Raw genomic sequence first — 22,147 nt, 5'->3', positions numbered from 1 at the left:
CTCCATGACGACACAGCCGACGGAGCCCGCGGAGCGCACGCCCATCACCTCGGCCGCGGACATCGACCTGAACGACTGGAACTTCTGGGGCCGCCCCGACGCGGAGCGGGAACACGCCTTCCGGCTGCTGCGCGACCTGGACAAGCCCGCCTTCTTCCCCGAGCCGGAGTTCGGCTTCGCCGGCGCCACCGGGCCGGGTTACCACGCGCTCGTCCGGCACGCCGACATCCTGGAGGCCAGCCGCAACCCGGAGATCTTCTGCTCGGGCGACGGCGGGGCCACCAACATCCCGGACCTGCCGGCGGAGTTCGCCGAGTACTTCGGCTCGATGATCAACATGGACGACCCGCGCCACGCGCGGCTGCGGCGGATCGTCTCGCGCGCCTTCACGCCGAGGATGATCAAGCAGTTCGAGTCCGACGTGGACGCCGCCGCCACGCGCATCGTCGACGAGTTGCTGGAGACCGGCCCGGGCTGCGACTTCGTCACCGAGGTGGCCGCGAAGCTGCCGCTGAAGATCATCTGCGACATGATGGGCATCGCGGAGAAGGACTACCAGTTCGTCTTCGACCGCTCGAACATCGTCCTCGGCGCCACCGACCCCGAGTACGTCAGCGACCGCGAGGACATCGCCCACGCGCTGCTCACCGCGGGGATGGAGCTGCAGCAGCTCGTCCAGGACCTGGCCGCGCTGCGGATGGAGACGCCCACCGACGACCTCACCTCGTCCCTGGTGAACGCCAACATCGACGGGGAGCGGCTGACCGCGCAGGAGCTCGGCTCCTTCTTCATCCTGCTCGTCGTGGCGGGCAACGAGACCACCCGCAACGCCATCTCGCACGGCATGCGCCTGCTCACCCTCAACCCCGAGCAGCGGCGGCTGTGGCTGGAGGACTTCGAGGGCCGGGCGCCGCGCGCCATCGAGGAGATCGTCCGGCTGGCCGCGCCGGTCAACTACATGCGCCGCAAGGTCACCCGCGACCACGAGATGAACGGCAACCTCTACCGCAGGGGCGAGAAGGTCCTGCTGTACTACTGGGCCGCCAACCGCGACGAGCGGGTGTTCGACGACCCGCTGCGCTTCGACATCCGGCGCGACCCCAACCCGCACGTCGGCTTCGGCGGCCCGGGTCCCCACTTCTGCCTCGGCGCGCACCTGGCCCGCCGCGAGATCACCGCGATGTTCCGCGAGCTGATGCGGCGGATCCCCCAGATCGAGGCGGGTGAGCCGGAGCGCCTGCTGTCCAGCTTCATCAACGGCATCAAGCACATGACCTGCGACTTCTGACCCCCGGCGGTGCCCGCATGGCCATTGTGAACACCGTCGGCGGCCCCGTCGACGTGGACGACCTCGGCGAGACGCTCATGCACGAGCACGTCTTCGTGCTCGCGACCGAGCATCTGGACAACTACGGCCGGGGCGCGTGGTGGGACGAGGAGACCCGGGTCGCCGACGCGGTCGCCAAGCTCCGGTCGCTGGTGGCCAAGGGGGTCACGACGATCGTCGACCCCACCGTCTGGGGACTCGGCCGCTACATCCCCCGGGTGCAGCGGATCGCCGCCGAGGTGCCGGGACTCAACATCATCGTGGCCACCGGCCTGTACATGTTCGAGAGCGTGCCGCACCAGTACGAGATGCGCGGGCCGGGCCTCGTCATGGACATGCCCGAGCCGATGGTGGACGACTTCGTCCGGGACATCACCGAGGGGATCGCCGACACCGGGGTGAAGGCGGCGTTCCTCAAGTGCGTGGTCGAGCAGCAGGGGCTCACCCCCGGCGTCGAGCGGATCTGCCGAGCCGTGGCGCGGACCCACCTGCGAACCGGCGCGCCCATCACCGTGCACACCAACGCCGCGGCCCGCAGCGGCCTCGCCGCGCTCGACCTTCTCGTCGCGGAGGGCGTGGACCCGCGGGCGATCGTGATCGGCCACGCCGGAGACTCCAACGACCTCGACTACCTCATGCGCCTGGCCGACACCGGCGCGATCCTGGGCATGGACCGCTTCGGCCTGGACCTCTACAACCCCACGCCCGCGCGGGTGGAGACGATCGCGGCGCTGTGCGAGCGCGGCTACGCCGACCGCATGGTGCTGAGCCACGACGCGGCGTGCTTCATGGACTACTTCGGCGGAGCGTGGGACCAGGTCATGCAGGTGACGCCGAACTGGCGGTACGACCACATCCACGACGACGTGCTGCCGGCCCTGCGCGAGCGCGGGGTGGGCGACGACCAGATCCGGCAGATGCTGGTGGACACCCCCCGGCGCTACTTCAGCCGATGGGCTTGATCGACCGGAAGACCGTGTTGACGTCGGGAAGCAGGTCGTCCTTGAGCTGCGGCACGGCCATATAGACGATCGTGGGCAGGTCGGCGCCGGTGTTCACGGCCGCGATCACGACCGTGGTGGTCGCGCCGTCGGCGGTCACCTTGTACGCGGCCGTCAGGCCGGTGAGGCCGTTGCGCGCCAGGCGCTGCTGGGCGACCTTGGTGACCTTGTTGTCCTTGGGGAACTGGGTCTGCCGCGCCCGGAACATCACCGCGCTCACGACCGGGCCCAGGTTGTCGGGCGTGGTGTACTTCACGGCCAGCGACTGCGCCAGCCGGCCCGACATCACCAGGGCGAACTCCCGCTTGCCCTTGGTGGTCATGCCGGCGGGCACGTACTGCCTGCTGGTGAAGCCGTACGTCGCCTTGATCTGAGCCGGGTCGGCGTCCGCCTGCCAGGGGCCGCCGAGCCTGGGCAGCGTGATCCCGGCGGCGGTGTCGGTGACCACGCCGTTCACGGGCGAGGCCTGGCCCTTGTAGACGGGCAGCCGCGGGACCTGCGCCTGCGGCTTGGCCGTGGCGGCGGATTTGGCGGGGGAGGGCTTCGCGGACGTCGCCGCCTCGGCCGTGTCGCCGGAGCTGAGCGGCCCGGCGGCGAAGGCCCACACGAGCACCCCGACCAGCGCGGCGACGACCGAGGCCACCAGCGCGTACAGCCAGACCGGCCGGCCGGGCTCGTCCTCCTCGTACTCGTCGATGGCCCGGTAGTTCTCCCCGAACACCGTGTTCCACAGCTCCTGCTGCCGGTGCGCGGGAGGCGTCTTCGGCCCGCTGATCTGCCCCGCCGTCACGAACGGCCGGTACGGATCCTCCGGCTGCGGCTGCGGCTGCGGCTGCGGCGGGGGCGGAGGCGCGGTGGCGGAGGGCGGGGCGGACTCGGCGAACGCGCGGACCGAGGGGGTGAACGGAGAGGAGGGCTGCGCGCGGTCCGTGCCTCCCGGGAACGTCGCCTCGTGGGGGCCCGACCGACCGCGGTCGTGGCCGTGACCGTGGCTCTGACCGTGGCTCTGACCGGGGTTCTGATCGTGGCTCTGCGCGGGGCCCGGCATGCCGTACACGGGCGCGGGGCCGCCGGGCTGCGCGGGATTGCCGAAAGCCGCGGGGTTGCCGAAAGCCGCAGGCCCGCCGGGCTGCGTGTGCGGGCCGGCCTGCGGGTTCCCGCCGGCCTGCGGGTGGCCGGCGAAGGCCTCCGGGCCGCCGAAGGGAGGAGCGGGCCGGGGCGGATCGGGCTCGCCGAACGCGGGGACGGGCTGCCGGGGAGCCGCACCGGGAAGCGAGCCCGCCATGGTCGCGGCGGCGTCCGGGGACTGCTGCGGCGTTCCCTCGACGAAGGACCGGACGGAGGGGGTGAAGGAGGAGGGCGGAGGCATCTCGGGCCACGCCGGCGGGATCTCCGGCCACGCCGGTTCCCGCTGGTGTTCGCTGCGGTCCGTGGGCACGGTACCTCCCGAGATCATGCCCGAATTGGGGGTGCCTGGCATGATCTCATGCGAGCCGGGGGCTGCCGCAGCGAAACCGCGGAATGCCTCGCGGAACTGCTCACCCGTGGGGTCGGTGGGCGGGTCCTGCATCGGCAGATCCGCGGGCGGATATGAGTTGGCCACGGCAGCACAGTAGGGGAATGGACATAAGAGCCCACAACGGAACTATCACCATCGGATATCACACTCTGACAGACGGGGTCAGCGAGTGAGCGCCGCGACCGACGAGATTCGCCCGGACGGGGCGAAGATCGGCGGGAGGGGCACAAGAGCGATCGGCGACTCACTTGCGGTCTGCGCTACGCTTGACACGCGTGCCGCACCCTGCTGCGCAGGCAGCCGCCTCACACCGGGCGTGTGAGAGCGCGGGCCGCCCTCCCTTCCCGGGGTCGAAGAACCGGGCCGGCGGAGGGCCGGAGCGGTAAGGGAGTGCGACGGGGTCCCGCCCCGGGCGCGCCTTCATCTGTGTGATTCCAGCCGCCTGGCGAGGAGTGGAAGTGGACGAGCCGGTGTACGACCCGCAGGCGCTGCAGGCCAAGTGGCTGCCGCGGTGGGAGGAGCTGAACCCCTTCGCGGCGGTCGAGGACCTCGCGGACACCAGGCCGCGCAAGTACATGCTCGACATGTTCCCCTACCCCTCCGGCGACCTCCACATGGGGCACGGCGAGGTCTTCGCGATCGGCGACGTCGTCGCGCGTTACTGGTTCCAGAAGGGCTACAACGTCCTGCACCCCATCGGGTGGGACTCCTTCGGCCTGCCCGCGGAGAACGCGGCCATCAAGCGCGACGCGCACCCCGCCGAGTGGACGTACACCAACATCGACACCCAGGCGAACTCGTTCAAGCGGTACGCCATCTCCTTCGACTGGTCGCGGCGCCTGCACACCAGCGACCCGGAGTACTTCCACTGGAACCAGTGGCTGTTCACCCGCTTCTACGAGCGGGGCCTGGCCTACCGCAAGGGCGGACTGGTCAACTGGTGTCCGCAGGACCAGACCGTGCTCGCCAACGAGCAGGTCGTGGCGGGCAAGTGCGAGCGGTGCGGGGCCGACGTGGTCCGCCGCGAGCTGACGCAGTGGTACTTCAAGATCACTGACTACGCCGACCGGCTGCTCGACGACATGGCGCAGATCGAGGGCGGCTGGCCCGAGCGCATCCTCACCATGCAGCGCAACTGGATCGGCCGCTCCACCGGCGCCGACGTCCAGTTCCGCATCGAGGGCCGCGACGAGCCGGTCACCGTCTACACCACCCGCCCCGACACGCTGTACGGCGCGACGTTCTTCGTCGTGGCGGCCGACGCCCCGCTGGCGGAGGAGATCTGCACCCCCGAGCAGGCGGAGGCGCTGGCCGCCTACCGCGCCGAGGTCGCCAAGCTCTCCGACATCGAGCGGCTGTCCACGGAGAAGGAGAAGACCGGCGTCTTCCTGGGCACGCACGCGATCAACCCGGTCAACGGGGAGCGCATCCCGGTCTGGGCGGCCGACTACGTGCTGTCCGACTACGGCCACGGCGCGATCATGGCGGTGCCCGCGCACGACCAGCGCGACCTCGACTTCGCGCGGAAGTTCGGCCTGCCGGTCAAGGTCGTCGTGCACACCGGCCTGGCCGACCCGGGCGAGACCGGCGTCGCCACCCCCGGCGAGGGCACCCTGGTCAACTCCGGCCCGCTGGACGGGCTGACGAAGGCCGACGCGATCCAGAAGATCATCGAGGTCCTGGAGGAGCGCGGCACCGGCAAGGCCGCGGTCAACTTCCGGCTGCGCGACTGGCTGCTGTCGCGGCAGCGGTTCTGGGGCACCCCGATTCCGATCATCCACTGTGTGGACTGCGGCGAGGTCCCGGTGGCGGACGACCAGCTTCCGGTCACGCTGCCCGATCTGCGCGGCGCGGCGCTGAAGCCGAAGGGCGTCTCGCCGCTGGCCGCGGCCACGGAGTGGGTCAACGTCGAGTGTCCCAAGTGTGGCGGCCCCGCCCAGCGGGACACCGACACGATGGACACGTTCGTCGACTCGTCGTGGTACTTCCTGCGTTACTGCGACCCGCACTACGAAGGCGGGCCGTTCGACGTCGAGAAGGTCGGCCTGTGGGGCCCGATCGACCAGTACGTCGGCGGCGTCGAGCACGCGGTGCTCCACCTGCTGTACTCGAGGTTCTTCACCAAGGTCCTGCACGACATGGGCCTGGTGAGCTTCACCGAGCCGTTCCTGCGCCTGCTCAACCAGGGTCAGGTCATCAACCGGGGCAAGGCGATGTCGAAGTCGCTGGGCAACGGCGTGGACCTGGGCCAGCAGATCGACGCCTTCGGCGTGGACGCCGTCCGGCTGACGATGATCTTCGCCGGGCCGCCGGAGGACGACATCGACTGGGCCGACGTCTCGCCCGCCGCGTCCCAGAAGTTCCTGGCCCGCGCGTTCCGCGTGATGGCCGAGGCCGGTGCGGCGTCCGCCCCGGGGGCCGACTTCTCCGGCGGCGACGTCGAGCTGCGCAAGGTCACCCACCGGACCATCGACGAGGTGACCAAGCTCGTCGAGAGCTACCGGTTCAACGTCGCGGTGGCCCGCATGATGGAGCTGACCTCGGCCGCCCGCCGGGCGATCGACGCCGGTCCCGGCGCGGCCGACCCGGCCGTCCGCGAGGCCGCCGAGACCCTGGCGATCATGCTGTCGCTGGTCGCGCCGTACGCCGCGGAGGAGGGCTGGGAGCGGCTCGGGCACGCGCCGTCGGTCGCCACGGCCGGCTGGCCCGAGGCCGACCCGGCGCTGCTGGTCCAGGAGTCGGTCACGGCCGTGGTCCAGGTGGCGGGCAAGGTCCGCGACCGGCTGGAGGTCTCCCCGGACATCACCGAGGCCGACCTGCAGGCCCTGGCCCTGGCGTCGGACAAGGTCCGGCCCTACCTCGACGGCGAGCCGCGCAAGGTGATCGTGCGGGCGCCGAAGCTCGTCAACATCGTCCCGTGACGGGGTGACCCCGGCTCCGCCGTACCGTGAACGCACCTGTCCGGTACGGCGGAACCGTCGCCATTCGGCATAGGGTGCCGATGTGGCGAATGGTGCGTACTTGAGATACCCCCACCTGAACGGCGACCTCCTCACCTTCGTGGCGGACGACGACGTCTGGCTGGCACCCACGGGCGGCGGCAGGGCGTGGCGGTTCACGGCCGACCGGGTCCCGGTCTCCCATCCCCGGTTCTCCTCCGACGGCACGCGTATCGCGTGGACGAGCACCCGCGAGGGCGATCCCGAGGTGTTCGCCGCCGATCTGGACGGCGGCGAGGGCGAGCGGCTCACGCACTGGGGCAACGCCATGACGGGCGTGCGCGGCTGGACCGAGGACGGGAACGTGCTGGCCGTCACCGCAGCGGGCCACGGCTCACGGTCCCGGCAGTGGGCCCACGCGGTCCCGCTGGACGGCGGCCCGGCGACGGCTCTGCCGTACGGCAGGGTCAGCGAGGCCGCGGTCAGCGGCCGCAGGGTGGCGACCGTCTCGGCGGTGTGGCGCGAGCCGTCGCAGTGGAAGCGTTACCGCGGCGGCACCGCGGCCAAGATCTGGGTGGACGCCACGGGCGACGGCGAGTTCAGCCGTCTGTTCGCCGGAGATCCCGCGCAGCACTGGTCGGTCATGTGGGTGGGCGAGCGCCTGGCCTTCCTCGCCGACACCGACGGCGACGGCAACCTGTACTCCTGCCTGCCGGACGGCTCGGACCTGCGGCAGCACACCACGCACCGCGGCTTCTACGCGCGCCACGCCGCGACGGACGGCTCCCGCGTCGTCTACGGCTTCGGCGGAGACCTGTGGCTGCTGGAGAGCCTGGACGCCGAGCCGTACAAGCTGGACGTCACCCTGAGCGGGCCGCGCCCGGCCAGGGCCAGGCGGCCGGCGCCGAACAAGGTCGGCGGCTTCGCGCCGGACCGCACCGGACGGGCCAGCGTGGTGGAGATCCGCGGCACCGCCCACTGGCTGACCCACCGCGACGGCCCCGCGGGCGTGCTGCGCGCGGAGCCCGGCGTCCGGGTACGGCTGCCACGGCCCCTCGACGACACCGGCCGGGCCGTCTGGGTGTCGGACGCCTCCGGCGAGGACGCGCTGGAGATCGGCACGCCCGGCGGCGAGATCCGCACCCTGGCCGCCGGGCAGCTCGGCCGGGTGCTCGACCTGGCCGCCGCGCCGGACGGCAAGCACGCCGCGGTCGCCACCCACGACGGGCGGCTCCTGGTGGTGGACCTCGACTTCGGGAACGTCCGCGAGCTGGACCGCACCACCCACGGCGACGTACGGCACCTGGCCTTCTCGCCGGACTCGGCCTGGCTGGCGTGGGCGCACGCCTACCAGCCCTGGCGCTGCCACCTGAAGCTCGCCCGCGTGGACGGCAGCACCGCGATCGAGGTGACGCCGCCGCGGTTCAACGACTACAACCCTTCCTTCACCAGGGACGGCAAGTATCTGGCCTTCCTGTCGGACCGCACGTTCAACCCGGTCTACGACAGTCACGTCTTCGACCTGTCCTTCCCCGCCAGCTGCCGGCCGTACCTGGTGCCGCTCAAGGCCACCACGCCCTCGCCGTTCGACCCCTCGCCGGCGGGCCGCGGCTTCAACGGGGAGGACGACGCCGGTGCGGACGCCAAGCGCGCCCGGAACGCCGAGAACGACGGCAAGCCGGGCCCGCCGCCGGTGACGGAGGTGGACGCCGACGGGCTGGCGGCGCGGATCGTGCCCGTGCCGGTGCCCGCCGCCACCTACTCCAACCTGCGTGCGGCCAAGGACGGCCTGCTGTGGCTGCGCCACCCGCTCGGCGGCCAGCTCGGCGACGGCACCGACCCAGGCGAGCCGGTCCTGGAACGCTACGACCTGGTCAGGCGCAAGCTCGGCGAGCTCTGCGGGGAGTTCGGGGCCTTCGAGGTCAGCGGCGACGGCACGCGCCTGGTGGCCACCGGCGGGCACGACCTGCGGACCCGTGCCACCGGAGAGGACGACGAGGTCGTCACCATCGACCTGGACCGGGTGGTCGTGACCGTCGACCCGGTCGCCGAGTGGCGGCAGGCGTACAACGAGGCCGGGCGGCTCATGCGCGACCACTTCTGGCGCGCGGACATGAACGGCGTGGACTGGCCGGGCACGCTCGACCGCTACGCGCCCCTCGTGGAGCGGTTAGGCGCCTACTCCGAGCTGATCGACCTGCTCTGGGAGGTGCAGGGCGAGCTGGCCACCTCCCACGCCTACGCACGGCCGGGCGGCGGCGCCCGCGATCCCCGGCGTCGTCAGGGCCTGCTCGGCGCCGATCTGGCCCGGGACGAGAACGGGGTGTGGCGGATCAGCCGCGTTCTGCCGGGGGAGTCCTCCGACCACGAGGCGCGCTCGCCGCTGCTCGCGCCCGGCGTCGCCGTCCGGGAGGGCGACGCGATCGTGGCCGTGGGCGGGCGCCCGGTCGACCCGGTCCGCGGGCCGCTGGCACTGCTGTCCGGTACGGCGGGGCGGCCGGTGGAGCTGACCGTCCAGCCCGGCTCCGGCGGCGAGACCCGCAGGGTCGTCGTCACGCCCATCGCCGACGAGACGCAGCTGCGCTACCACGACTGGGTGGCCGGGCGGCGGGCGTTCGTGCGTGAGGCGTCGGGCGGGCGGCTCGGCTACCTGCACGTGCCGGACATGATGTCGGCCGGGTGGGCGCAGTTCCACCGGGATCTGCATGCCGAGATGGGCTTCGACGGGCTCGTCGTGGACGTGCGTGACAACGGCGGCGGACACGTGTCCGAGCTGGTGCTGGAGAAGCTGCAGCGGCGGGTGACCGGGTGGTCGCTGGCCCGGGGGTACGAGCCGGCGCGCTACCCGGAGGACGCGCCCCGCGGGCCCGTCGTTGCCGTTACCGACGAGTTCGCCGGGTCGGACGGGGACATCGTCAGCGCCGGGATCAAGAACCGCGGCATCGGGCCGCTCGTGGGCACGCGGACCTGGGGCGGCGTGATCGGCATCGACTCGCGGTACTCGCTCGTGGACGGGACCGTCGTCACGCAGCCGCGGTACTCGTTCTGGCTGGAAGGCGAGGGGTGGGGCGTCGAGAACCACGGCGTCGACCCGGACGTCGAGGTCGTCATGACCCCGCAGGACCTGGTGGCCGGGCGGGATCCGCAGCTGGCGCGGGCGGTGGAGCTGGCCCTGGCGGCGCTGGAGGAGAGGCCTCCGGCGACCCCGCCGGAGGTGCCGCCGCTGCGGTGACCCCCGGGGACGTTGACGATCGGTCGGCCTAGCGGACAAAATTACGCCCGAGCCACAAACAAGTCATAGAGAAGTAGGCGTGCGGTCAGGGCATGCCGCGACCACCACCGCTCCGGCGGTGGTCTGGGGTGCGCGCCTGACCGTATGGCTCACCGTCGGCGTGCGCCCCGCGTGGGAGGCACGTCTTGTACAGACGCATTATCGGCGGGCTGGCGACCGCCGCCGCGATGGCGGCGACCGTTCTCGTCGTCACCGGTACGCCGGCGAACGCCGCAGGAACGGGCACCGGCTACCTGCACACCAGCGGAAACAAGATCGTCGACAGCACCGGCGCCACGGTCCGGCTGACCGGCATCAACTGGTTCGGCATGGAGACCGACAACAAGACCTTCCACGGGCTGTGGGCGAACAACCCGTGGCGGAGCCAGATCGACCTCATGGCGAACCTGGGCTACAACACCCTGCGGGTGCCGTTCTCCGACGACGCGCTGAAGCCGGGCGCGCAGGCGACGAGCGTCAACACCGCCTCCAACCCCGACCTGATCGGCCTGTCGCCGCTGCAGATCCTCGACAAGGTCGTGGACTACGCGGGCCAGAAGGGCATGCGCATCATCCTCGACCGGCACCGGCCGACCAGCGCGGGCCAGACCGCGCTGTGGTACACCTCCGGAGTCCCCGAGTCGACCTGGATCACCAACTGGAAGTCGCTGGCCCAGCACTACGCCGGCAACCCCACCGTCATCGGGGCGGACCTGCACAACGAGCCGCACGCCGACGGCACCAACCCGAACGCCACCGGCTCCTGCTGGGGCTGCGGCGACCAGTCGCGTGACTGGCGCCTGGCGGCCGAGCGGGCGGGCAACGCGATCCTGTCCGTGCAGCCCAACTGGCTGATCTTCGTGGAGGGCGTGAGCTGCCCGAGCGGCGGCCTGTCCAACATCTGGGACAACGACACCAGCAACGACGAGGACTGCGGCTGGTGGGGCGGCAACCTCACCAAGGCCGGCCAGTTCCCCGTACGGCTGAACGTGGCCAACCGGCTCGTCTACTCGCCGCACGAGTACGCCACATCGGTCTTCCACCAGAACTGGTTCGACGACCCGAACTACCCGGCCAACATGCCGGCCATCTGGGACAAGTACTGGGGATACCTGTACAAGCAGAACATCGCCCCGATCATGGTCGGCGAGTTCGGCACCACGCTGGCCAGCAACATCGACAAGGTCTGGCTCCAGGAGCTCATGAAGTACATGGGCACCGGAGTGAACGGCATGTCCTTCACCTACTGGTCGTGGAACCCCAACTCGGGTGACACGGGCGGCATCCTGAAGGACGACTGGGCCACGGTCGACCAGGCCAAGCAGAGCATCATCTCGCCGTACCTCATCCCGCCGGTGGGCGACAACCCGCCGGTGTCGCCCTCGCCGCGCGTCTCGCCGAGCGTGTCGCCGCCTGTGTCCCCGTCCGCGTCCCCCTCGGTGTCGCCCTCGGTGTCGCCGTCGTCTCCGGGTGGCAAGACCTGCACCGCCACGTACAAGGTCGCCAACCAGTACCCCGGCGGCTTCCAGGGCGAGGTCACGGTGAAGGCCGGTTCCTCGGCCATCTCGGGCTGGACCGTGAAGTGGGCCTTCCCGAACGGCCAGAGCATCAGCCAGCTGTGGAACGGCACGCTCAGCGCGAGCGGCGCCAACGTCACGGTGACGAACCTGTCCTACAACGGCGCGCTCGGGGCCGGGGCCTCGACCATGTTCGGCTTCAACGGCGGCTGGTCCGGCAGCAACGGCGTTCCGTCCTCGGTGAGCTGCACGGCGAGCTGAGCGGGCGGGTCACGTCAGCGCGGCGGCGATCCTGGACAGGATCTCCTCCAGGATCGCCTCCGATGTCGCGAAGTTGAGGCGGGCGAAGGTGTCGCCGCCTCCGTAGTTCGGGCCCGGGTTGAGTTTGACCCGGGCCTCCCGCTCCAGGAAACGCGCCGCGTCGGGCACGCCGAAGTCGAGCCATGCGAGATAGGTGGCCTCGGGCATGCGGTAGCCGACCGACGGGAGCCGCTCGGCGATGCGCCTGCGGTTGCGGTCCAGGATCGCCAGCACCTCCTCCAGCCACGCGTCGCCGTGCCGCCACGCGGCCACCGTGGCCTCCACGCCGAGGACACTGGGCGCCCCGTAGATGTGGGCGGGCTGGCGGCCGAGCGCGTCCCTGACGTCCTTCGCACCGATGTGGGCCACCGAGCAGTGCAGGCCGCCCATGTTGAAGGCCTTGCTGGCGGAGGTCAGCGTGACCGTGCGCTCGGGGAGGACCGTGGCGAACGGGATGTGGCGGGCCGGGGCGTACGTCAGGTCGGCGTGGATCTCGTCGGCGATCACGAGCGTGCCGTGCCGGTCGGCGTACGCGGCGACCGCCTCGAGCTCCTCACGGGTGAACGAGCGGCCCGACGGGTTCTGCGGGTTGACCAGCAGGAGCACCCGGACGGGCTCGCCCGGGACCTCGAACCTGCCGTCGGCCGTCAGCGGCATGGGCACCAGGCGGCGGTTCATCCCGGTGATGGTGGCGAGGAAGGGGTCGTAGGCCGGAACGTGCAGCGCCACGGCGTCGCCGGGGTCGGTCATGACGTGCAGCAGCACCTGGAGGGCCTGGTTGAGGTCGGTGTAGGACCGCACGCGGGCCGGATCGGCTCGCCAGCCGTACCGCGCCTCCATGCGCTCGGCGAACGCCTCCGCCAGGGGCCCGGCGGTCGGCTCGTCCAGCCAGGCGGGATAGCCGAGATCTGTCGCGGCGCGTCTCGCGATGGCCTCCGTGACCGCCTCGGGCACAGGGAAGTCCATGTCGGCGACCCAGGCGGGGATGACGCCGGACGCGGCGTGGGCCCATTTGATTCCGTCACGGCGGCGGGCCGCATCCAGGGACAGCGAGTCGAGTTTCATCCGACTCACCCTAATTGCCGATTAGCGACTACCGGAAAGGCGGTCGTCGCGCCCCGCGGTGCTGGGTGCCGCGGGGCGCGACGCGGCTACAGCTTGCGCAGGACGGCCGTGACCTTGCCGAGCACGGTTGCCTCGTCACCGGGGATCGGCTCGTAGTTCGGGTTGTGGGGCACCAGCCACACGTGCCCGTCCTTGCGCTTGAACGTCTTCACGGTGGCCTCGCCGTCGATCATGGCGGCCACGATGTCGCCGTTGTCGGCGACCGGCTGCTGCCGCACCACGACCCAGTCGCCGTCGGCGATGGCGGCCTCGATCATCGAGTCGCCGGAGACCTGGAGCAGGAACAGCGTGCCCTCGCCCACGAGCTGCTTGGGCAGCGCGAACACGTCCTCGATGCTCTGCTCGGCGAGGATGGGACCACCGGCGGCGATGCGGCCGACCAGCGGCACGTACGCGGCCGTCGGCCGGTTGAACCCGGCCTCCTCCTCGGTGGTGGCGTCCGGATCCACCCACAGCACCGGCTCTCCGGGCAGCCGGACCTCCAGGGCGCGGGGGCGGTGCGGGTCACGCCGGAGGTAGCCCTTACGCTGGAGCGCCGTGAGCTGGTGCGACACGCTGGAGGTGCTCGTCAGCTGTACTGCCTCCCCGATCTCCCGCATGGACGGCGGATAGCCGCGCTGCTGGACCGAGTCGCGGATCACCTCGAGGATCTTCCGCTGCCTGGGGGTGAGGCCAAGCGAGTCGCGCCTGCGAACCGCGAGGTCGCTGACGCCATCCGCTTGCTCACTACGGTCACCCACGATGCCACCTCTCAATCCGTGTTCCTCATGTCGCACAGAGCGACCGTACCGCGATTCAAGATCACCGTCAAACAATTGTTCGATATCCAGCGAAATCGCCGATCTCGCCGTCCACATCATCGTACGGGAGTTCGATCGATCCCGTGTTCGATTTACCCGATCTTCCAGGGTCGATGTACGTCCAGGTCAGAGCCTTGCGGAAATCGCGGAGGAAAAGCGCCGTAAAGGGTCTGTCTCGCGGCCGGCGGGGCAGGTGATGCGGCCGTGACCAGAGGTGCGACACGCGCGCCGAACAGGCACTTCCCCTCCCGGGGCCGCTTCGACTTGCGTTCAAGGTCGGGCACTTCTACGGTTGGACCACAACATCTAGTAGTCACACCGGTGTAAGTTCACCACACCTTGTGTTCGGGATGGGCGTTCAGGGAGGCGATGGAGTGCACTGTCCGTTCTGTCGCAACCCGGACACGCGGGTCGTGGACAGCCGCGCCGCCGAGGACGGGGCGGCGATCCGTCGCCGGCGCACCTGTCCCGAATGCGGGCGCAGGTTCACCACCCAGGAGACGGTGCTGCTGATGGTGAGCAAGCGCAGCGGGGTCACCGAGCCGTTCTCCCGGGAGAAGGTCGTCGCCGGCGTGCGGCGGGCCTGCCAGGGACGCCCGGTCAGCGAGGACTCCCTCGCCCAGCTCGGGCAGCGGGTCGAGGAGAGCATCCGGGGCACCGGCGCGGCCGAGATCGCCTCCCACGAGGTGGGCCTGGCCATCCTCGGTCCGCTCCGCGACCTCGACGAGGTGGCGTACCTGCGCTTCGCGTCGGTCTACCGCAGCTTCGAGACGCTGGCGGACTTCGAGGCGGAGATCGAGCGGCTCCGCGCGGCCCACGGCCCGGAGGGCGAGGAGTAGGCGCCTTCCGGGGGACCGGGACGAGGCGGGCGGCGGCGCGCGACGGCGCGGCGCGACGATGTGGTTGTAACGAGCGTGGTCCGGAGGAGGGGCTCCATCGGGCCCTGGGAGGGGGAAGTCATGACGGAGACCGTGAGCGGCACCGTATCGGGTACGGGGGGCCGGGGGGGCAAGCGCCCGCGCAAGGGCCTGAAGATGAAGCGCGTCTTCACCACCCCGGGCGTCCACCCGTACGACGAGGTCCGCTGGGAGCGGCGCGACGTCGTGATGACGAACTGGCGGGACGGCTCGGTCAACTTCGAGCAGCACGGCGTCGAGTTCCCCGACTTCTGGTCGGTCAACGCGGCCAACATCGTCACCACCAAGTACTTCCGCGGGGCGGTGGGCACCCCGCAGCGCGAGTCGAGTCTCAAGCAGCTCGTCGACCGGGTGGTGGGCGTCTACACCAGGACCGGTGTCGAGCACGGCTACTTCGCCTCCGAGGAGGACGCCGAGATCTTCGACCACGAGCTCAAGCACGCGCTGATCCACCAGATCTTCAGCTTCAACTCGCCGGTGTGGTTCAACGTCGGCACCCGCTCGCCCCAGCAGGTGAGCGCCTGCTTCATCCTCGCCGTGGACGACACGATGGAGTCGATCCTCGACTGGTACAAGGAAGAAGGCGTCATCTTCAAGGGCGGCTCGGGCTCCGGGGTCAACCTCTCCCGCATCCGCTCGTCCAAGGAACTGCTGTCCAGCGGTGGCACGGCCAGCGGCCCGGTCTCCTTCATGCGCGGCGCCGACGCGTCCGCCGGCACCATCAAGTCGGGCGGCGCCACCCGCAGGGCGGCCAAGATGGTCGTCCTCGACGTGGACCACCCCGACATCGAGGAGTTCATCGAGACCAAGGCGCGCGAGGAGGACAAGGTCCGCGCGCTGCGCGACGCCGGGTTCGACATGGACCTCGGCGGCAAGGACATCGTGTCCGTCCAGTACCAGAACGCCAACAACTCGGTGCGGGTCTCCGACGAGTTCATGCGGTCCGTCGAGGCCGGCGGGCAGTTCGGCCTGCGGGCCCGGCTGACCGGCGAGGTCATCGAGGAGGTCGAGGCCCGCTCGCTGTTCCGCAAGATGGCCCAGGCCGCCTGGGAGTGCGCCGACCCCGGCGTGCAGTACGACGACACGATCAACGACTGGCACACCTGCCCCGAGACCGGGCGCATCACGGCCAGCAACCCCTGCTCGGAGTACGTCCACCTGGACAACTCCTCGTGCAACCTCGCGTCGATCAACCTGCTGAAGTTCCTGCGCGACGACGACAGCTTCGACGTCGCGAACTTCGTCAAGGTCACCGAGCTGATCATCACCGCGATGGACATCTCGATCACCTTCGCCGACTTCCCGACGCAGAAGATCGCCGAGACCACCCGGGCGTACCGCCAGCTCGGCATCGGCTACGCCAACCTGGGCGCGCTGCTGATGGCGACCGGCCACGCGTACGACTCCGACGGCGGCCGGGCCGTCGCGGCCGGGATCACCTCGCTGATGACCGCCGTGTCCTACCGCCGCTCGGCCGAGATGGCCGGGATCGTCGGGCCGTACGACGGCTACCAGCGCAACGCCGAGCCGCACAAGCGGGTCATGCGCAAGCACGCCGCGGCCAACGACGACCTGCGCACGCTCGAGGACATGGACAGGGCCCTGCACGCCGAGGCCACCCGGCAGTGGCAGGAGTGCCTGCGGCTCGGCGAGAAGAACGGCTACCGCAACGCCCAGGCGTCGCTGCTCGCCCCGACCGGCACCATCGGCCTGATGATGGACTGCGACACCACCGGCATCGAGCCCGACCTGGCGCTGGTCAAGTTCAAGAAGCTCGTCGGCGGCGGCTCGATGCAGATCGTCAACCAGACGATCCCGCGGGCGCTGCGCCGGCTCGGCTACCTCGAGGAGCAGGTCGAGGCCATCGTCGAGTACATCGCCGAGCACGGCCACGTCGTGGACGCCCCCGGCCTGCGGCCCGAGCACTACGAGGTGTTCGACTGCGCGATGGGTGAGCGGGCCATCGCCCCGATGGGCCACGTCCGGATGATGGCGGCCGTCCAGCCGTTCCTGTCCGGTGCGATCTCCAAGACCGTGAACCTGCCCGAGTCGGCCACCGTGGACGACATCGAGCAGGTCTACCTGCAGGGCTGGAAGCTCGGTCTCAAGGCCCTGGCCGTCTACCGCGACAACTGCAAGGTCGGGCAGCCGCTGTCGATCGCCAAGAAGACCCCGGAGGAGGCCTCCCCGGAGACCGCGGAGAAGGAGCCGGTCGTCCAGGTCGTCGAGGTCGCGAGGCCGACCCGGCGGCGGATGCCGAACCAGCGGCCCAGCATCACCACCCGCTTCACGGTCGGCGGCGCCAAGGGCTACATGACCGCCTCGTCCTACCCCGACGACGGCTTGGGCGAGGTCTTCCTCAAGATGTCCAAGCAGGGCTCCACCCTCGCGGGCGTGATGGACGCCTTCTCCGTGGCGATCTCGATCGGCCTCCAGTACGGCGTGCCGCTGGACACGTACGTGCAGAAGTTCGTCAACATGCGGTTCGAGCCGGCCGGGATGACCGATGACCCCGACGTCCGGATGGCGCAGTCCGTGATGGACTACATCTTCCGGCGGCTCGCGCTCGACTACCTGCCGTACGAGGACCGGGCGGCCCTGGGCATCTTCTCCGCCTCCGAGCGGGCCGCGCAGCAGCGCGGGGAGGACCCGGCCGCGCTGCAGGACGTCGACACCGCAGCCCTGGCGCAGTCTGCGCCCATCGAGAACGGCCAGTCGGCGCCGATCGAGAGCGGGCAGTCTGCGCCGATCGAGGCCAAGCCCGTCGAGGGGCCGTCCGCCGGGCAGCCCGCGCCGGTGGCCGTGCCCGAGCCGCGCCGGGCCGGCGCCTCGCTGGAGAGCCACCAGGGCCGTACGGCCGACGCGCCGCTGTGCATGACCTGCGGCACCAAGATGCGGCCCGCGGGCAGCTGCTACGTCTGCGAGGGCTGCGGCAGCACCAGCGGCTGCAGCTGAACCGCTGTCTGAACGCCCCTGAGCGAAGGGGGCCGGCGAGTGTGCCGGCCCCCTTCGTATTCCTCAAACCATCACGGGCACGCGGACAATCTCGGGTGCTTGAGCGAGCGCACCAGGGTGTAGCAAATAGGCCTATTCGTCGGTGTCGTCCGGGTCTTCGGGGATGCCCAAGTCGGCGCGCATGATCGAGCGGAGGCGTTTGTTGTAACGCCAGAATTCCTCGCCGTGCCCGAATGCCGCCTCCAGGGACTCGCCTTTCTTCGCCGCTCCGGATTCCAGCCGCTTGGCCATTCCGTACCAGGCGCTGAGGTGTTCTCTCAGGGCCCCAGCGGCGGCCAGTACATTGCCAGGGGCCGTCATCTGCGCCACCGCGTGCCGTTCGATGTATGAACGCCGGGAGTCTTCGAGTTCGTCCCGTACGTCGTCGCCGATCTTGCCCTGTCGCAGCGCGTGCAGGAAGTCGACGATGGCCGCGCGATGCCTTCTGATGGCGATGTTCAACGCCACATAGCATGCGCGCCGTTGTTCAAGCTCCGCCTCGCGCCGGGCGCGCTCGTACTCTTCCTGTCGCTGGGCTTTGCCCAGCTCGAACTCCTGCTGCCTGCTTCGGAATGTCGTCCGCTGAGAATAGATGGATGTCGCCACAGTCCCCAGTACGGCGATCACCGAGGCGAGCAGGGTCGCGACGTAGGCATCCACAGGAAGCTCCAGGTTTCACGAGACGGATCAGGGGGGAGGGCGGCGCTTCGGCCATCAAGGAGCCGACGAAGTGCTTGCTCGCGGCTGACGGGATAAGGCTCGCACCATCGCGGATCGGTCGACCTCGGGATGGAGGCTGTGCGTACAAGCATCATTAGTCGCCGCCACACATCGTCATCGGTGCCGAAACGCCAGAGCCATGTGGCTGAATGCCCCCCGTGTGGCCGCAGAAACTTCCTGCAGGCCTTTCCGTCGCTGCCGCTGCGGCCTGCGAGGAGCGTGGTACACGTCATCCCGATCCTTCGCGGCAACAGCGTCAAATGGATGCGACACAATTGCTCACGAAACCGAGTTACCGGCATATGCGTCCGGCGGTTGCGTTGGAATGCGACCACGCCCAGGTGCTCGTGACCCGGCTCACGCGTGCCGGGCTGGCGTTGCTGCGCAAGGCCGACGCCGCCGCGGTGGCGGTGGAGCGCCGGCTCGTGGACGCCTTCACGCCCGACGAGGCCGACCGGCTGCGGGATCTCCTGGAACGCGCCGTCGTCGTCCTGGAGGACAGGCCCCCAGGGGAATGAGACCGGGGAATGAGACCGGGGGCGGGCGTGTTGCCGCAGCCATGGTCATCGGATTCATCGGCAGCGGGAAGATCGGCGGCACCCTCGCGAAGCTGGCGGTCGACGCCGGGCACTCGGTGGTGCTGAGCAACTCCCGCGGGCCGCAGACGCTCTCCGAACTCGTCGCCCGGCTGGGCCCGGAAGCACGCGCCGCCACTGCGGCCGAGGCCGCGGAGGCGGGCGACATCGTGGTCGTCACGATCCCCTTCGGACGGTATCGGGAGGTTCCCGCCGGGCCGCTCGAGGGAAAGATCGTGATCGACACGGACAACTACTACTTCGAGCGGGACGGCCACTTCCCCGAACTCGACGCCGGCGAGACCACCGACAGCGAACTGCTGGCCGCGCACCTGCCGGGAGCCCGGGTGGTCAAGGCGTTCAACGCCATCAACTACGTCCATCTCGCCGAGCAGGGGCAGGCCGCCGGCACGGAGAACCGGCGGGCGCTGCCCATCGCGGGCGACGACGACGAGGCGAAGAAGGCGGTCGCCGAGCTGATCGACTCCTTCGGCTTCGACGTGGTCGACGCCGGCCCGCTCGCGGAGGGACGGCGGTTCCAGCGGGACAAGCCCGCCTACGGGCCGCGGCTCACCGCCGCCGAGCTGCGCGACGCCCTGAGCCGCGGCTGACACCGGACGGAGGCCCGGCGTCCGGCCGGGCCGCCGGCCGCCGGATCAGTCGGTCTCGAAGGCGAGCCGGTCGGTGAGCCAGCGGTAGAACTTGATCGAGAACCTGACCCAGTGGGCCACCATCGTGGTCAGGTGTTCCCTGGTCACGCCGGCCCCGATGTAGACCTGCGAGTCGCCGACGAGGCGGATGTCGCCGTTGTCCTGGGTGAACGTGTACACCTTCGGCCACATCGTGTCGGCGTTCCACTCGTTGAGCGCCGTGAGCAGCATCGGTTTGTCGTCCACCGAGTGCGGCCTGTCGTAGAAGGTGCGTACGGTGAAGAGATCTCCTTCCTTGCCGAACAGGAAGAAGATCGTGAGGTGGGCGGTGGAGATCGCCAGATCGCCCTCGGCGTCTATGGTGTGCTCGATGTCCAGCTCGTCGAGGATCTCCTGGAGGAGATCCCGGTCGGGCTGCACGACCGCTGGGGAAGGCGTCACCGTCCCATCCTGCCGCATGGGCTCGGTTCTACAGTGGCGGATGTGACAAGGGAGCTCCCCGAGGAGTTCGTCGAGTACAGAGCACGGCTGTTCGGGCTCGCCTACCGGCTGCTCGGCTCCGCGGCCGAGGCCGAGGACGCCGTCCAGGACGCCTACCTGCGGTGGAACGCCGCCGACCGGGCCGCGATCGCCGCACCCGGCCCCTGGCTGGCCAAGGTGCTCACCAACATCTGCCTCAACCGGCTGACCTCCGCGCGAGCGCGGCGGGAGGAGTACGCCGGCCCCTGGCTGCCCGAGCCGGTCCTGACCGACGAGCCGTCGGAGACGGCCGAGCAGCGCGACTCGATCTCGATGGCCTTCCTCGTCCTGCTCGAACGGCTCACCCCGGCCGAGCGCGCCGTGTTCGTCCTGCGCGAGGCCTTCTCGTACGGCTATCGCGAGATCGCCGAGGTGCTCGGCCTGTCGGAGGCGAACTGCCGGCAACTGCACCACCGCGCCCGGCAACGGGTGGGGGACCGGCGCCGGTTCGACGCCTCCGCCCCGGTCCGCCGCCGGGTGGTGGAGCGCTTCCTGCGGGCCGCCGAGAAGGGCGACCTCGCGGGCCTGGAGAGCGTGCTCGCCGCCGACGTCGTGGCGTGGGCCGACGGCGGCGGCAGGGCGAACGCCGCGCTGCGGCCGGTCGTGGGGGCGGCCAAGGTCGGGCGATACCTTGCGGGCCTGGCCGCGCGGGCCGCGGGGATGGGCGTCCGCCTCGGGTTCGCCGAGGTGAACGGCGAGCCCGCCGTGCTGACCTTCCTCGACGGCGTGCTGCTCAGTGTGTTCGTCGTGCAGACCGATGGGGAACTGGTCCACGGTCTGCACGTTGTCGTCAATCCCGACAAACTCACCTACCTCGCCGCGCAGTTGTCACAACGGGAGGACGTCGCCGGTTCTTAGGGGCATGAGCGATTCCATCCTCGTCACCGGCGGCACCGGCACCCTCGGCCGCCACGTCGTCGGCAGGTTCGCCGAGGCCGGTGCCGGCGTACGCGTCCTGTCCCGCTCGCCCCGTCCCGGCACGGCGTACGCGTTCGTGCGGGGGGACCTGACAACCGGCGCCGGCCTGGAGGAGGCCGTGCGCGGCGTCTCCACCGTCGTCCATCTCGCCAGCGACCCGCGCCGCCCCGCCACCGATGTCGAGGGCACCCGCCGTCTAGTTGAGGCCGCGCGCGCGGCGGGGACGGGGCATCTCGTGTACGTCTCCATCGTGGGTGTGGACCGGCACCCCTACGCGTACTACCGGCGAAAGTACGAGGCCGAGCGGGTCGTCGAGGCGTCCGGGCTGCCGTACACGATCCTGCGCACCACCCAGTTCCACGACTTCGTGCTCTTCCTGGCACAGTCGCTGGCCCGGCTGCCCGTCGTGCCCGTGCCCGCCGGGTGGCGCTTCCAGCCCGTGGACACGTCCGAGGTCGGCGAACGGCTGGCCGCCCTCGCGCTGGGCGCCCCCGCCGGACGCGCGCCCGACATGGGCGGCCCGGAGATCCTGCCGGCACGTGACCTCGTGAGGGCCTACCTCACGGCCGCCGGACGCCGCCGGCCACTGGTGAGCGTTCCGGTGCCAGGGAAGACGGCGGCCGCCTTCCGGCAGGGCGTCCATCTCGCGCCCGGCCGGGCGACCGGCGTGCGCACGTTCGGGGAGTTCCTCGCCGGCCGGGTCGCCCCGGGGAGGCCGGCCGCCGGGTACGGCGCCGAATGAGCACGCGCGTCCGCGTCTGGCGGCGGATCGAGCTCGGGTATCTCGCGACGACCGAGGTCGTCGTCGGCTCGACGCCGTCCTGCGGCGTACGGCCGCGGCCGGATACCTGCTCTACGCGCTTCCGCATCTGGTGTTCCACCGGCCATCTCCACGGTCTCACCACCGTGGACGTGATCGGGCAGGTCGTGACGCTGATCCTGCAGGTGGTGGTCGCTCTCGCGGTCGCGCTTGCGCGCGACGGAGCGTCATGAGGCCGGGGCTGAGCGCTTGTGGTAGCCGCGCTTACCAGTCTGTGATTGATGAGACACGTGGG

17 protein-coding genes are annotated in these 22,147 nt (G+C 70.6%); 12 read left to right on the top strand and 5 right to left on the bottom strand.

What is annotated here, in order from left to right; all coding sequences use genetic code 11:
* Positions 1 to 4: 4 nt before the first annotated feature.
* Both HHX30_RS26320 and HHX30_RS26315 read left to right on the top strand, forming a co-directional pair.
* The gene (locus tag HHX30_RS26320) at positions 5 to 1,288 is read left to right on the top strand and encodes a cytochrome P450 (RefSeq protein WP_169984674.1); all 1,284 of its coding nucleotides are present in this window, start codon (positions 5 to 7) and stop codon (positions 1,286 to 1,288) included.
* 17 nt (positions 1,289 to 1,305) lie between these two features.
* Positions 1,306 to 2,289 (top strand): phosphotriesterase, encoded by a 984-nt coding sequence (locus HHX30_RS26315; RefSeq protein ID WP_169984673.1) that lies wholly within the window; start codon positions 1,306 to 1,308, stop codon positions 2,287 to 2,289.
* Here HHX30_RS26315 and HHX30_RS26310 read toward each other — a convergent pair.
* The gene (locus HHX30_RS26310) at positions 2,273 to 3,766 is read right to left on the bottom strand and encodes a hypothetical protein (RefSeq protein WP_169984672.1); all 1,494 of its coding nucleotides are present in this window, start codon (positions 3,764 to 3,766) and stop codon (positions 2,273 to 2,275) included. The two genes, HHX30_RS26315 and HHX30_RS26310, sit on opposite strands and share 17 nt — an antisense overlap.
* 539 nt (positions 3,767 to 4,305) lie before the next feature.
* On the opposite strand from HHX30_RS26310, the gene leuS reads away from it, so the two are divergent.
* The 3 genes from leuS (at position 4,306) to HHX30_RS41970 (ending at position 11,835) form a co-directional block, all read left to right on the top strand.
* A complete protein-coding gene (gene leuS / locus HHX30_RS26305) occupies positions 4,306 to 6,768 on the top strand; it encodes a leucine--tRNA ligase (RefSeq protein WP_169984671.1) in 2,463 nt (820 codons plus the stop codon).
* 100 nt (positions 6,769 to 6,868) lie between these two features.
* Positions 6,869 to 10,018: a S41 family peptidase gene (locus HHX30_RS26300; RefSeq protein ID WP_211592533.1), complete on the top strand. Its 3,150-nt coding sequence runs from the start codon at positions 6,869 to 6,871 to the stop codon at positions 10,016 to 10,018.
* A 185-nt stretch (positions 10,019 to 10,203) separates the two neighbouring features.
* Positions 10,204 to 11,835 carry a cellulase family glycosylhydrolase gene (locus tag HHX30_RS41970; protein ID WP_249350455.1) on the top strand — a complete coding sequence of 544 codons (1,632 nt, stop codon included), beginning with the start codon at positions 10,204 to 10,206 and terminating at the stop codon, positions 11,833 to 11,835.
* Positions 11,836 to 11,844: 9 nt separating this feature from the next.
* On the opposite strand, the gene HHX30_RS26290 is transcribed toward HHX30_RS41970, so the two are convergent.
* On the bottom strand, positions 11,845 to 12,939 hold the full coding sequence (locus HHX30_RS26290) for a MalY/PatB family protein (protein ID WP_169984669.1): 1,095 nt from the start codon (positions 12,937 to 12,939) through the stop codon (positions 11,845 to 11,847).
* Between the two features lie 86 nt (positions 12,940 to 13,025).
* Positions 13,026 to 13,742 carry a transcriptional repressor LexA gene (lexA, locus tag HHX30_RS26285; protein ID WP_169950829.1) on the bottom strand — a complete coding sequence of 239 codons (717 nt, stop codon included), beginning with the start codon at positions 13,740 to 13,742 and terminating at the stop codon, positions 13,026 to 13,028.
* A gap of 431 nt (positions 13,743 to 14,173) precedes the next feature.
* Here lexA and nrdR point away from each other — a divergent pair, with 431 nt between their 5' ends.
* A complete protein-coding gene (gene nrdR, locus HHX30_RS26280; protein WP_169984668.1) occupies positions 14,174 to 14,638 on the top strand; it encodes a transcriptional regulator NrdR in 465 nt (154 codons plus the stop codon).
* A 120-nt stretch (positions 14,639 to 14,758) separates the two neighbouring features.
* On the top strand, positions 14,759 to 17,671 hold the full coding sequence (locus HHX30_RS26275) for a vitamin B12-dependent ribonucleotide reductase (protein ID WP_169984667.1): 2,913 nt from the start codon (positions 14,759 to 14,761) through the stop codon (positions 17,669 to 17,671).
* 132 nt (positions 17,672 to 17,803) lie between these two features.
* On the opposite strand, the gene HHX30_RS26270 is transcribed toward HHX30_RS26275, so the two are convergent.
* Entirely contained in the window at positions 17,804 to 18,370 is a 567-nt protein-coding gene (locus HHX30_RS26270) for a hypothetical protein (RefSeq protein ID WP_169984666.1), read from the bottom strand.
* Between the two features lie 407 nt (positions 18,371 to 18,777).
* Here HHX30_RS26270 and HHX30_RS26265 point away from each other — a divergent pair, with 407 nt between their 5' ends.
* Together HHX30_RS26265 and HHX30_RS26260 are read left to right on the top strand one after the other, a co-directional pair.
* Complete coding sequence (locus HHX30_RS26265; RefSeq protein WP_211592531.1) at positions 18,778 to 18,948, top strand: hypothetical protein; 171 nt, start codon at positions 18,778 to 18,780, stop codon at positions 18,946 to 18,948.
* A gap of 41 nt (positions 18,949 to 18,989) precedes the next feature.
* Positions 18,990 to 19,616 carry an NADPH-dependent F420 reductase gene (locus HHX30_RS26260; RefSeq protein WP_169984665.1) on the top strand — a complete coding sequence of 209 codons (627 nt, stop codon included), beginning with the start codon at positions 18,990 to 18,992 and terminating at the stop codon, positions 19,614 to 19,616.
* 45 nt (positions 19,617 to 19,661) lie between these two features.
* Here HHX30_RS26260 and HHX30_RS26255 read toward each other — a convergent pair whose 3' ends face one another.
* Positions 19,662 to 20,096 carry a YbjN domain-containing protein gene (locus HHX30_RS26255; RefSeq protein ID WP_169984664.1) on the bottom strand — a complete coding sequence of 145 codons (435 nt, stop codon included), beginning with the start codon at positions 20,094 to 20,096 and terminating at the stop codon, positions 19,662 to 19,664.
* A 42-nt stretch (positions 20,097 to 20,138) separates the two neighbouring features.
* Between HHX30_RS26255 and HHX30_RS26250 the strand changes: the two genes are divergently transcribed.
* Genes HHX30_RS26250 through HHX30_RS26240 form a run of 3 tightly spaced genes read left to right on the top strand, consistent with a single transcriptional unit; the run spans position 20,139 to position 22,085 of the window.
* A complete protein-coding gene (locus HHX30_RS26250) occupies positions 20,139 to 21,032 on the top strand; it encodes an RNA polymerase sigma-70 factor (protein ID WP_169984663.1) in 894 nt (297 codons plus the stop codon).
* A gap of 4 nt (positions 21,033 to 21,036) precedes the next feature.
* Positions 21,037 to 21,834, top strand: a complete 798-nt coding sequence (locus HHX30_RS26245) for an SDR family oxidoreductase (RefSeq protein ID WP_169984662.1) — start codon at positions 21,037 to 21,039, stop codon at positions 21,832 to 21,834.
* On the top strand, positions 21,831 to 22,085 hold the full coding sequence (locus HHX30_RS26240; RefSeq protein ID WP_169984661.1) for a hypothetical protein: 255 nt from the start codon (positions 21,831 to 21,833) through the stop codon (positions 22,083 to 22,085). Before HHX30_RS26245 ends, HHX30_RS26240 begins: the two co-directional genes overlap by 4 nt.
* Positions 22,086 to 22,147: the final 62 nt, after the last annotated feature.

Source organism: Microbispora sp. H10836 (assembly GCF_012999525.1).
Lineage (GTDB): Bacteria > Actinomycetota > Actinomycetes > Streptosporangiales > Streptosporangiaceae > Microbispora.
The sequence above is the reverse complement of the archived record's forward strand: the minus strand, read 5'-3'. Positions and strand labels throughout refer to the sequence as shown.